Annotated in this window: 13 protein-coding genes; 5 read left to right on the top strand and 8 right to left on the bottom strand. The window is 70.1% G+C overall.

Annotated elements, in window-relative coordinates; all coding sequences use genetic code 11:
* Window positions 1-155: 155 nt before the first annotated feature.
* From SD626R_RS03725 to SD626R_RS03710, 4 genes are all read right to left on the bottom strand, one after another.
* Window positions 156-704: a DUF7122 family protein gene (locus tag SD626R_RS03725; RefSeq protein ID WP_092563664.1), complete on the bottom strand. Its 549-nt coding sequence runs from the start codon at window positions 702-704 to the stop codon at window positions 156-158.
* Window positions 701-1,648 carry an RsmB/NOP family class I SAM-dependent RNA methyltransferase gene (locus tag SD626R_RS03720; RefSeq protein ID WP_092563661.1) on the bottom strand — a complete coding sequence of 316 codons (948 nt, stop codon included), beginning with the start codon at window positions 1,646-1,648 and terminating at the stop codon, window positions 701-703. The genes SD626R_RS03725 and SD626R_RS03720 overlap by 4 nt, the downstream gene beginning before the upstream one ends.
* A gap of 67 nt (window positions 1,649-1,715) precedes the next feature.
* Window positions 1,716-2,147 carry a PIN domain-containing protein gene (locus SD626R_RS03715; RefSeq protein WP_092563658.1) on the bottom strand — a complete coding sequence of 144 codons (432 nt, stop codon included), beginning with the start codon at window positions 2,145-2,147 and terminating at the stop codon, window positions 1,716-1,718.
* Window positions 2,148-2,399, bottom strand: a complete 252-nt coding sequence (locus SD626R_RS03710; RefSeq protein ID WP_092563655.1) for an AbrB/MazE/SpoVT family DNA-binding domain-containing protein — start codon at window positions 2,397-2,399, stop codon at window positions 2,148-2,150.
* Between the two features lie 123 nt (window positions 2,400-2,522).
* On the opposite strand from SD626R_RS03710, the gene SD626R_RS03705 reads away from it, so the two are divergent.
* Entirely contained in the window at window positions 2,523-3,263 is a 741-nt protein-coding gene (locus SD626R_RS03705) for a proteasome assembly chaperone family protein (protein WP_092563652.1), read from the top strand.
* 24 nt (window positions 3,264-3,287) lie between these two features.
* Here SD626R_RS03705 and SD626R_RS03700 read toward each other — a convergent pair whose 3' ends face one another.
* Both SD626R_RS03700 and SD626R_RS03695 read right to left on the bottom strand, forming a co-directional pair.
* A complete protein-coding gene (locus SD626R_RS03700; protein WP_092563649.1) occupies window positions 3,288-4,652 on the bottom strand; it encodes an isochorismate synthase in 1,365 nt (454 codons plus the stop codon).
* A 68-nt stretch (window positions 4,653-4,720) separates the two neighbouring features.
* On the bottom strand, window positions 4,721-5,359 hold the full coding sequence (locus tag SD626R_RS03695; protein ID WP_092563646.1) for a molybdopterin-dependent oxidoreductase: 639 nt from the start codon (window positions 5,357-5,359) through the stop codon (window positions 4,721-4,723).
* 255 nt (window positions 5,360-5,614) lie between these two features.
* On the opposite strand from SD626R_RS03695, the gene SD626R_RS03690 reads away from it, so the two are divergent.
* The 3 genes from SD626R_RS03690 (at window position 5,615) to SD626R_RS03680 (ending at window position 8,240) form a co-directional block, all read left to right on the top strand.
* Window positions 5,615-5,833: a DUF7120 family protein gene (locus tag SD626R_RS03690; RefSeq protein WP_092563643.1), complete on the top strand. Its 219-nt coding sequence runs from the start codon at window positions 5,615-5,617 to the stop codon at window positions 5,831-5,833.
* A gap of 144 nt (window positions 5,834-5,977) precedes the next feature.
* Window positions 5,978-6,256 (top strand): UPF0058 family protein, encoded by a 279-nt coding sequence (locus SD626R_RS03685; protein WP_092563640.1) that lies wholly within the window; start codon window positions 5,978-5,980, stop codon window positions 6,254-6,256.
* A 100-nt stretch (window positions 6,257-6,356) separates the two neighbouring features.
* Complete coding sequence (locus SD626R_RS03680) at window positions 6,357-8,240, top strand: rhomboid family protein (protein ID WP_092563637.1); 1,884 nt, start codon at window positions 6,357-6,359, stop codon at window positions 8,238-8,240.
* A gap of 404 nt (window positions 8,241-8,644) precedes the next feature.
* Here SD626R_RS03680 and SD626R_RS03675 read toward each other — a convergent pair whose 3' ends face one another.
* Entirely contained in the window at window positions 8,645-9,268 is a 624-nt protein-coding gene (locus tag SD626R_RS03675) for an METTL5 family protein (protein WP_092563634.1), read from the bottom strand.
* Between the two features lie 3 nt (window positions 9,269-9,271).
* Window positions 9,272-9,673: a DUF7961 family protein gene (locus SD626R_RS03670; protein WP_092563631.1), complete on the bottom strand. Its 402-nt coding sequence runs from the start codon at window positions 9,671-9,673 to the stop codon at window positions 9,272-9,274.
* A 291-nt stretch (window positions 9,674-9,964) separates the two neighbouring features.
* On the opposite strand from SD626R_RS03670, the gene SD626R_RS03665 reads away from it, so the two are divergent.
* A partial coding sequence (locus SD626R_RS03665) for a TFIIB-type zinc ribbon-containing protein (RefSeq protein WP_303645074.1) occupies window positions 9,965-10,263 on the top strand: 299 nt, incomplete at its 3' end.

Raw genomic sequence — 10,263 nt, 5'->3', positions numbered from 1 at the left:
GTAGTTGACGTAAGCACCGCAGCGAATGAGCGCAGCGAACGAGCGAGGAGCGCAACGAGCGTACTGCGCCCTCGCGACTGGGGCTTTGGAGGAGAGCGTCGTCGATCTGTGAGCAACTGTTTATTAGTAGTAAACTGACTCGTTAACGCATTCCGTCACTCCACGACCGGCAGGTCCGCGCGGCTCCCCTTCGGTACCACCGAGCGCAGTTCGTCGTAGAGATACAGCCCCACCCCGATGGGCGCGGTCCCGCCCGCGATCTCGTGAGTCGCGATCAGGTATCCCCAGTCGCCGTCCCACTCCGGGAGATCTTGGTCCTCGCCGGCGACGAACCGGGACGCCTGCTCGGGACCGAGTTCGACGACGCTCTTCGTCGCGTGGTGCCCGAACCGGGTGGCGGCCCGACTCGTCGGCTTCCAGTGCTCCTGACGCGTCCGGAGGAAGGTCATCCCGATCGCCTCGACCTCGCTCGGGTCGGTCGCCTCGCCGTTGAAGACCCAGACCTTCCCGGCCCCCTTCTCCCAGAAGCTGTATCCTTCGAACACCTCCCTGTCGACCCCGAACCGCTCGTCCCACCAGTCGAGCACCTCCGCGCGGCTCGCGCGCCCCTCGACCTCGCGGTCGGCGGGGGTCTCGGGGAGCCGATCGAACCGCTGGCCGTCGTTGGTGGGCGCGCCGCCGTCGGGCCGGGCGCCGTCGCTCACGCCGCCACCTCCCCGTCGCTGGCGCTCTCGTCGCCGTCGCCGCCCACGCGCAGCTTCGCGCAGAAGAACCCGCCCGTGTCGTTGTGGTGCGGGTAGACGCGGTGCGCGCGCGTCACCGACTCGTCGTACCTCTCGCCGTCCCACTCCGTCACGCCGGGGACGGTGTCGAGCGGGAGGTCGAACGCGAGTATCTCGCAGTCTTCAGCCTCCAGCACGTGGTCGAGCACCGCCTCGTTCTCTTCCGGTGCGAAGGTGCAGGTGGAGTAGACGACGGTGCCGCCGGGGCGGGTCGCCTGCACGGCGCGCGCCAGGACCCCCTTCTGGATCCCGGCGACCGCGTGGACGTGGTCGAGCGTCCACTGGTCGAGCACGTCCGGGTTCTTCCGGCAGGTTCCCTCACAGGAGCAGGGGGCGTCGACGAGGGCGCGGTCGAACTCGTCGAACGCGAGCGGCTTCGTCGAGAAGTTGCGCGCGTCCTGGTTCGTGACGATCGCGTTCGTGATCCCGAGCCGCTCGGCGTTGTGCCGGAGCGCGGAGAGCCGCCCGAGGTTGTTGTCGTTGGCGACGAGCGTCCCCTCGTCGTCCATCGCGTCCGCGATCTGGGTGGTCTTGCTGCCCGGGGCCGCGCAGGCGTCCCAGACGCGCTCGCCCGGTCGCGGGTCCAAGGCGAGCCCCGGCAACACCGACACCTCCTCCTGACCGTGAGTCCAGCCGTGGACGTACGGCCAGTTGCCCCCGGGATTCCCGTCCGGGAGCCGGAAGAGGCCGTCGTGCCAGTCGACGGGCTCGTACGCGACGCCCTCCTCGTCGAAGGCCTCGCGGACGCGGGCCGGCGTCGCCGCGATCCGGTTCGTGCGCACGACCGATGGGAGGGGCCGGTCGCACGCCGCCCGGAACGCGTCGACGTCGTCGACGAGCGACTCGTATCGGTCGAGCGGATTCATGGCCCTCCTTTCGCGTCGGGCCGTTAGACGGTTTCGGGACGGACGCGGGCTGACGTGACCGAGGTCGCTACGGTTCGTACGGGTCCACCGCCGCGTCGAGTCGATACACCTCGTCGACCGCATCGAAGTCGTCGTCGAGGGCGTAGAGATAGCCGAGTCCCTCGGTCTGCATGTATCCGACGATGCACGCGTCGACGAACGAGAGCGGCTCGTGCCGCCTGAAGCGAGCTTTCGCCGCTGCGAGCGCGTTCGCCGAGAGCGAGTCGACGTGGAACCGAGCGTTCTCCTCGATTCGATCGAGGAGGTCGACGGCCGCGTCGTGACCGGCGTGCGTCGTGAGCCCGTTGAGCGTCTCCGCGAGCACGTTGTCGAGTATCACCGCTTCCGGCAGCGATCCGTCGTCAATCCCGTGGAGAATCGGGAGCGCGGCGTCGTGAGCGGTGTCCCTTCGGTAGGCGGCCGCGAAGAGCACCGTCGTGTCGAGCAGTGCGCGCGGCATTCACTCGACGTCGACGCCCCAGGCGTCGTGGTCCGACGCGACGTCCGTCGCGTCCGTTCCGTCATACCCCTCGAAGGCGCTGAACGTCCCGGATCGCTGCCGAACGAGCTGAACGCGAACGGTTCCGTCGTCCTCGAGGTGCCACCGGAGCCGGTCGCCGTCGTCGATGTCGAGCTCGCGGCGGATGCGAGCCGGGATGTTCGCTTGGTTCCCCGACACCTTGCTTTCGGCGTCGACGCGATCGGTGCTCATGCCTCACGATACGGAGCGGATCGGTAAAAACGTAGTGTGACGATACACTACTCGAACGGGTCGACGGGCGGTCCGGCGAACTCCCGCCCCAGCTTTAGGTCGCTGCCCGGAGTAGGCGAACCCATGGCACGCATCTCCGTCCTCGACGACGACGTCTCGCTGGACGAGCCGACGCTGGTGGAGGGGTTCCCTGGCGTCGGCCTCGTCGGGAAGATCGCGACGGACCACCTCATCGACGTCCACGGGATGACTCACTACGCGAACGTTCACTGCGACGGCCTCCCGCCGGTCGCGGTGTATCACGAGTCCGAGACGGCCGCGACGACCCCGGTGCGGCTGTACGCTGACCCCGAGAACGACCTCGTCGCGCTCCGTAGCGACATACCGGTGAAGCCGAGCGCGGCGACGGAGGTCGCGGCGTGTCTCGGCTCGTGGTTCGACGAGGTCGACCTGTTCCCGATCTTCCTGTCGGGGCTCGGCCGCGAGAAGGACGAGGCGCCGCCGAGCCTGTACGGGATCGCGACGGGCGACGGGGCCGAGGCGCTCGGGCGCGCCGAGGTGGCGGAGCCGTCCGAGTCCGGGCTCGTCTCCGGCCCCACGGGCGCGATGCTGGCGTCGGCGTTAGAGGCCGGCCGCGACGCGGTCGGGCTCGTCGTCGAGTCGGACCCGCAGTTCCCCGACCCCGAGGCGGCGCGGGTGCTCATCGGCGACGGCATCGACCCAATAGCCGGAATCGAGACGCCGACCGACGGGCTCGTCGAACAGGCGACGGAGATCCGGGACGCGAAACAGCAGTTCGCCGAGCAGATGCGGCAGGCGAACGAGGAGAGCTCGCAGGCCGAGCCGCTGAAGATGTTCCAGTGAGCGGCGTGGGGACTTCCCGAATCGTCAGTCGTCCGCCACGCCGACCGATCCGTCTCCCGCCTCCAGCTCGTCCAGGATCGGACGGTATTTGAGCTGGACCTCGTCCCACTCGCGGTCGGGGTCGGAGTCGGCGACGAGCCCGACCCCGGCGAAGAGGGTGGCCTGCCGGGGCGTCGCGACCGCCGAGCGGATCGCGACCGCGAAGGCGCCGTTGCCGGCGGCGTCGATCCAGCCGACCGGCGCGGCGTACCAGCCGCGGTCGAACGGCTCCGTCTCGTGGATCGTCTCCAGGGCGCGGTCCGGCGGAAGCCCGCCGACGGCGGGGGTGGGGTGGAGCGCCTCGACGAGTTCGAGCACGTGGCGGTCGTCGCTGAGCTCGGCCGTGATCGGCGTGTGGAGGTGCTGGACGGTCGCGAGCCGACGGACGCGGCGCTCGCCGGCGGAGACCGAGGCCGCGAACGGCTCAAGCTGGTCCCGGACGGTGTCGGCGACGAGCCGGTGCTCGTGGACGTTCTTGGCGTCTTCGAGCAGCTCCTGCGCGAGCCACTCGTCTTCCGCCGGGGTCTCGCCCCGCCCCGTGGTCCCCGCGAGCGCGTCGGTCTCGACGGTCCGCCCGCGCAGCGAGACCAGCCGCTCCGGGGTCGCGCCGAAGAAGGCGCTCCCGCCCTCGTCCGGCTCGAAGCAGTAGCGGTGGCAGTCGGCGTACTTCCCGGCGAGCCGCTCCAGCGTCGCCGCTCGGGGGAACTCGGAGGCCAGGTCCGCCTCCAGCGCCTGCGCCAGGACGACCTTGCGAAGCTCGCCGCCGCGGATCCGGTCGACCGCGGCCTCGACGCTCCCGCGCCACGCTTCACGGCCCGTGGTCCGACGCGTCTCGGTGATACCGGGCCGGGGCGGGGCGCCGGGGACGCCGCCGTCGAGCGCCGCGAGCCGCTCCGCCTCCTCGGCGAGTCGGTCCTCGACCGCCTCGACGGCGGCGTCCGGCCCGGCGGCGTTCACCGTGAGCCACGTCCCGTTGTCCGCGAACGTGAGCTGGACCCGCGGGAGCGCGAAGCGCGCCTCCGGGAAGGGCTCCCAGGGGTCGCCGTCGCAGGCCCCCTCGTGGAAGGCGAAGCCGCCGAAGATCCGGGGGCGGGCGGCCTCGGTCCCGGCGTGGACGTCGCCGGCGTCGAACAGGTCGGCGGCGGCGGTCCGGATCTCGGCGAACCGCTCCGGGCCGCTCGCGGTCAGCGTCGCGGCCGCGCCGCTCCCGAGCACGAGGGCGTCGTCCGGCGCGCTCCACGTCGTGCGGGGCGCAGAGAGGGCGTCGAACGCGGCCGTGAACGGGGGCGCGTCGATCGCCGTCGTACGGCTGACGAGGGGCGGAGCCGACGTCGAACGCGCCCGTTCCATTACCTCTCGTTCGGTGCCGCGGCCCCTTTACCCTGACTATCGCGGGGGTCGGCGCGGACGGCCGATCGTCAGCCGTACCGCTCCTCGTTCCACGGGTTCGCGGAGTCGCTGTAGCCCCGCTTCTCCCAGTAGCCGAGCTCCTTCTCGGTGAGGAACTCCACGCCCGAGACCCACTTGGCGCCCTTGTACGCGTACTTGTGCGGGGTGACGACCCGGATCGGTCCGCCGTGATCCGCCGGGAGGTCGTCGCCGTCGAGGCCGTACGCGAACAGGACGCCCTCGTGGGTGCACTCGTCGAGCGAGAGGTTCGTCGTGTAGCCGTCGAGCGCGTGGAAGAGGACGTGCTCGACGTCGTCGCCGATCCCGGCGCGGTCGACGATCTCGCCGAACTCGACGCCGGTGAACGCGCAGTCGAACTTGCTCCACCCCGTCACGCAGTGGAAGTCCTGTCGCTGCGTGACCGCCGGGAGGTCGCGGAACTCGGACAGCGAGTACGTCACGGGGGTTTCGACCGCGCCCCAGACCTCGAACGAGAACGTCTCGGACTCGACCGAGGGCGTCCCGCTCTTCGAGAGTACCGGGAAGCGGTCGGTCTCCCGCTGTCCCGGGGGGAGTCTGTCGTCGCCGTACTCGCGGTAGAGCCCCGTGAGGTCCTGGGCGTCGCCGTCGGACCCCGCCGCGGCGTCGGTGGCGCCGGATCCGGTCATACGACGGGAAAGGGCTCGCGTCCACCTATGCGTATCGCTCTCCGGTCCCGGCGGAACCCGGGTCGGATCCCGTCGGTCGGGGGAGAGGGACTCGCGACGCGGCGACCTATCGCTTATCGGGGATGATTTTTCTCTAACGGAGATAGGATTTGGAAACCACGAATGTAAGTTACAAGTATGCCGCCGTGAGGTTTCTCTTATCCGTATCTCCGACGCCACATTTATATACCCATTGCCATTACTCCCGGGCAGGAAATGCCACGAGTAGAGATAACCGTGCCGGAGCATCTGGAGATGCAGATCGCTCAGATGGTCGAGCAGGGGGAGTTCCTCAACCGCGAGGAGGCGGTCGAAGAGCTCCTGTCGACGGGAATAAAGGCGTTCAAGACGAGCGGTCCGCGAGACGACGAGGAGGACTCCGGCGGATTCGAGGACGAAGGCATGATGGGCCACGAAGACGAGTACGTGTTCTGAGCGGGCCGCCGCCGCGGTTCGCCGTCGCCGCCCGTTCCGCGTCCGACCGCGATTCGCTGATACCTTTTTGAATCGGCCTCCATCTCGACCCGTGCGTATACCCCTCAACAACGCTTAAAGGGTCTACGACCCGTATCACGCGGTATGCACAAGGACGAGCTTCTCGAACTCCACGAACAGATGGTGACGATCATGGAACACTTCCGCTCGCACGAGACCGTGGACGGCTCGCTGTTCGACCCGTACGACGAGCTGGAGGTCGACCCCTCGCACGTCCACAAGTCGAAGAGCGAGCACAAACACGCCGTGTTCGTGCTCGGCAACGCCCTGGCGAACGCGATGAGCGAGGACGAGTTCTCCCCCGCCGGTCGCGTCGGTAAGCGGATGGAGGAGCTCGCGGACGACGCCGAGAACAAGATCTGAGGCCCCGACTCTTCTGCTCCCCCGACTCGCAGATCCGCTCCGGACGGAGCGACGCGCCCGACCCGCGGATTGATATGCGGCCGACCGCTCCCTCTCTCACATGGTCGCGGAGGCGCTGACGTCCGACGCCGTCCACCTCGCCGTCGGCGGCGCGCTCGTCGCCGTCGCGCTCGCGGTCGTTTACACGACGGACCGACCGAGCGGCGCGTGGACCCGCGCGCTCCGCTCGCGCTTCCTGCTCGGCGTGCCGTGGGGGACGCTCGTCGCCGTCGCCGGCGTCGTCGGGGTGTACCTCTTCGTGCAGAGCGGGCTGGGGAACCCCGACCGGCCCGTCGTGATCCCGTTCCGCTCGTGGTCGTACCTCTACCCGGAGGGGCTCCTCTGGTCGAGCTTCGCGCACGCGAGCCGGGGGCACATCACGGGGAACCTCCTGTCGGCGCTCGTCGCCGGCGGGATCGCCGAGTACGCCTACGGCCACTTCCCCGGCGGCCGCGAGGTCGACGGCGAGACCGGGACGCTCCGGGCGGCGCTCCCCTCGCGCGAGTCGGTGCGGCGGGTCCGCTCGGAGGGGCTCGGCGCGTTCGACCTCGGGCGGATCGGGCGCTCGACGCGCGCGTCGCTCTCGGCGGTCGCGTCGCGACCGGACCTCGGTTCGCTCGCGGAGCGTCCCGGCGTTCGCGCGTTCGTCGTCGTGCCGGGGGCGATGGCGCTGTTCGGCGTCGTCTCCGCGCTGTTCGCGCTCGGACCGGTGATCGGGTTCTCGGGGGTCGTCTTCGCGCTGTGGGGGTTCGCCCTGGTCTTCCACCCGGTCGCCACGATCGCGGCGCTCACGGGCGCGACGCTCGTCGACGTCGCTCACGAGACCCTCCGGAACCCGGTCGTCACCGCCGGAGCGAGCGGGTCCTACGGTCCGCCCGGATGGGCGAACGTCGCGATCCAGGGGCATGCCCTCGGGCTCATCACCGGGATCGTCGCCGGCGCGTGGCTACTCCGGCGGCGGAAGCGGAACGCGCCCGGAGGCGACGGGGTCGGGACCTCGGTCGGCGGTGCAGGCGACGACCGGCGGACGGCCGCGCTCGTCGCGTTCGGCGCCGTTCTCCTCTTCGGCGCGTCGCGCCGGCTCTGGGCCGTGTACTGGTACCTCGGGAACCAGCGGTACGAGCTGTACCGGGCGCTCGGAGTCGGGCTGCTCGCCCTCCTCGCGGCGATCGTCGCCCTCGCGGTCGCGGGGCGGGACGAGCCGCTCCGCCCGGACCTGGCCGTGCCGGAGCCCGAGTCGATCCGCGAAGCGGTCCGGTCCGTCACGCCGGCCGCGGCGGGGGTGCTGCTGCTCGCCTCGGCGCTGGCGGTCGTCGCCGGGCCGGGCGTGGTCCCGAACCTCGTCGCCGTCGACGACGGCGACCTACCGGGGGACCCGATCGAGGTCGAGGGGTACCAGGTGACGTACGCGGAGAACGTCGAGAACCGACAGGTGAGCGTCGTCGACGTCGAGGCGTTCGGCCGGTCGACGAGCGTCAACACCTCGGGGGTGATCGTCCAGAACGCGGACCGAGAGATCTGGGCGACGGCGGTCTCGCGTGGGAACCTCGCCTTCTGGGGCTACCGCGCCGTCGACCTCGGCGGGACCGGCTGGCGCGAGACCGTCTGGGTCCAGCGCGTCGGATGGGTGGCGGCGAACGGGGGGCCGACCTACCGGGTCGACGCGGTCCGGAACGAGACGCGCTCGACGCTGTTCACGAGCGAACCGGCGCGGGCGGAGCCGCGGATCGACGGGCGGAGCGTCACCGTCGCCGCCGTCGAGGGCGGGTTCGAACTGCGTGTCGACTACGCCGGAGAGACCGAGACCGCCCCGCTCCCGGCGGCGAACGAGTCGGTGACGCTGCACGGAGTCACGTTCGTCCAAGAGCGCGACGCCGCGTTCGCGGTGCGGGGGGATACGCGGGTGCGGATCGCGGAGCGGGAGACGTACGAGGGGCGGCAATAGATCGGACTGAGTCCGTTTATCCCACCCCACAGACTGATTCCCGTCGGAAACGGCCGGCCGATGACACGAAGGACACCGCCAAAGCCCCAGTCGCGAGGACTCGCGCGGCTCGGTGTGCTCCTCACTCAGTCGCTACCGCTCCTTTGCTGCGGTGCTTCCGTCGCCGTGCTTCGCCCTCGCGGCAGCGTGGGCGCTTCGCGCCTCTGGCAGCCGGCGGCGCTGCCGCCGGCGACTGCCCCTTTGAGTCCCACCCCGTACAGCACGGCACCACGGCCTCATACCTCCCCAGCCTCGCGGTTCGCGCTCTGCGAGCGCTCACCGCGTCCCTCGCGCAGTGCTGCTCGGCCGCGGAGCGGCCTCGCAGGCACGCGTCACTGCCTCCCTATTCGTAAACGATCGTTACGTCACGCCCACTCGATCCGGTAGACCTCGGCGTCGATCTCCGCGGACTCCTCGGTGTGGTGGTCGAACTGCGCGTCGATCGCGAAGTCGGCGGCGAACGCGTGGGTCACCTCGCCGCCGTTGTCGGCCGCGAACGCCTCCACGAACTCCTCGCTGCCGGCGTTGTGGACCGAGTAGGAGACGGCCGCGACGCGGCTCGCCGCCGCCAAGAATCCGCGGTCGGCGTTTCGGTTCCCGTCTCGCGCGCCGAACGGCGGATTCATCACGACCGTCACGGGGTCCGGGACGCGGAGCGGGAGCCGCGTCGCGTCGGCCTGAATCCAGTGGATGGGCGCGCTCGCGGCCACTCGACGCTGGTTGGCCGTCGCGGTGGTCAGCGCGTCGCGGTCGAGTTCGACCCCGAACACCCGGGCCGGGCCGCGGAGGGCGGCGGCGAGCGCGAGCATCCCCGTGCCGGTGCCGAGGTCGAGGACGGTGCGGCCGTCGACGTCGCCGTGGAGGTCAGCGAGGTGGACGACGTGCGCGGCCAGGTCCGGCGGGGTGGGGTACTGTTCGAGCGCGAGGCTCGGCTCGTCGAACCCGGTGACGACGCCGAGCTTCGTCGCGAGCGAACGCTTCGACGCCATCCGTCAGGCCGCCGTCGCGTCGCCGCCGGCCCGGACGAGTTCGACGCCCTCGCGGCGGGCGCGCTCGGCCAGCGCCGACAGCGCCGGCTCCGCGGCCGCCGGGTCCGAGACCTCGTCGACGCGGACCTCGATCCGGCCGGCGCCGAGGAACGACGCGGCGCGGACGAACTCGCGGAGCCGGTCGGCCTCGCGCTGGGTCGCGAGCGTGTCCTCGCAGTCGAAGCAGGCCTCGACCGACAGCGTCGCCGGCTGGTAGCCGCGGGCCGAGAGTTCGGCCTTGAGGTCGCGGAGGTGCTCGGGCGCGGTGCTGTCGAGGTCGTCGGCGTCGATGACGATTGGATCGATCTCCGCAGGGCGACAGCCGCGAAGCGTCCCCTCGATCGCGTCGGACTGCGTCGTGCTCATAGCAGCTAATATGTAAAGGTTATACAAAAGACTTTGTAAATGCTTGATAGTAATTTTCTATCTCGGCGACCGGTGCGAAAATGTGACCCTCCACGGCGGTCACGTTTCGTATCCGACGCCCGGCGGCGGCGACGGTCGAGCGCGCGGAATCGACCGCGACGCGTCAGCGTGGACAACCGTTTCAACGTTAGAGACCCCGTTCGACGGCGGTTACGGCGAAACGAGGAGCAACGACGGCGCATGGTGATCCGGGACAAAGGTTTAAATGCGGCAGTAACCAGAAATCTTATAATGGAACGTCCGAGCCGCCAGCGTCAACAAGAGCGGAACACCGAGCAAGAGTCGGACGAGACGGAGACGCTCTCCTGCCCGGAGTGCGACTCGGAAGAGATCGTCACTGACGCCGATCAGGAGCTCGTGTGCGAGGACTGCGGCCTGGTGTTGGACGAGCGGAACATCGACCGCGGCCCGGAGTGGCGGGCGTTCAACCACTCCGAGCGGCAGTCGAAGTCGCGCGTCGGCGCCCCCATCACCGAGACGATGCACGACAAGGGGCTGACGACGACGATCGACTGGAAGGACAAGGACGC

The sequence above is a fragment of the Halorubrum sp. SD626R genome, assembly GCF_001261915.1.
Classification (GTDB): Archaea; Halobacteriota; Halobacteria; order Halobacteriales; family Haloferacaceae; genus Halorubrum.
The sequence above is the reverse complement of the archived record's forward strand: the minus strand, read 5'-3'. Positions and strand labels throughout refer to the sequence as shown.

Bases quoted from the DNA above. Each gene is read 5' to 3' on its own strand.
- SD626R_RS03720 (WP_092563661.1), bottom strand. From the start codon at position 1,648: ATGAATCCGCTCGACCGATACGAGTCGCTCGTCGACGACGTCGACGCG.
- SD626R_RS03715 (WP_092563658.1), bottom strand. From the start codon at position 2,147: ATGCCGCGCGCACTGCTCGACACGACGGTGCTCTTCGCGGCCGCCTAC.
- SD626R_RS03710 (WP_092563655.1), bottom strand. From the start codon at position 2,399: ATGAGCACCGATCGCGTCGACGCCGAAAGCAAGGTGTCGGGGAACCAA.
- SD626R_RS03705 (WP_092563652.1), top strand. From the start codon at position 2,523: ATGGCACGCATCTCCGTCCTCGACGACGACGTCTCGCTGGACGAGCCG.
- SD626R_RS03700 (WP_092563649.1), bottom strand. From the start codon at position 4,652: ATGGAACGGGCGCGTTCGACGTCGGCTCCGCCCCTCGTCAGCCGTACG.
- SD626R_RS03695 (WP_092563646.1), bottom strand. From the start codon at position 5,359: ATGACCGGATCCGGCGCCACCGACGCCGCGGCGGGGTCCGACGGCGAC.
- SD626R_RS03690 (WP_092563643.1), top strand. From the start codon at position 5,615: ATGCCACGAGTAGAGATAACCGTGCCGGAGCATCTGGAGATGCAGATC.
- SD626R_RS03685 (WP_092563640.1), top strand. From the start codon at position 5,978: ATGCACAAGGACGAGCTTCTCGAACTCCACGAACAGATGGTGACGATC.
- SD626R_RS03680 (WP_092563637.1), top strand. From the start codon at position 6,357: ATGGTCGCGGAGGCGCTGACGTCCGACGCCGTCCACCTCGCCGTCGGC.
- SD626R_RS03675 (WP_092563634.1), bottom strand. From the start codon at position 9,268: ATGGCGTCGAAGCGTTCGCTCGCGACGAAGCTCGGCGTCGTCACCGGG.
- SD626R_RS03670 (WP_092563631.1), bottom strand. From the start codon at position 9,673: ATGAGCACGACGCAGTCCGACGCGATCGAGGGGACGCTTCGCGGCTGT.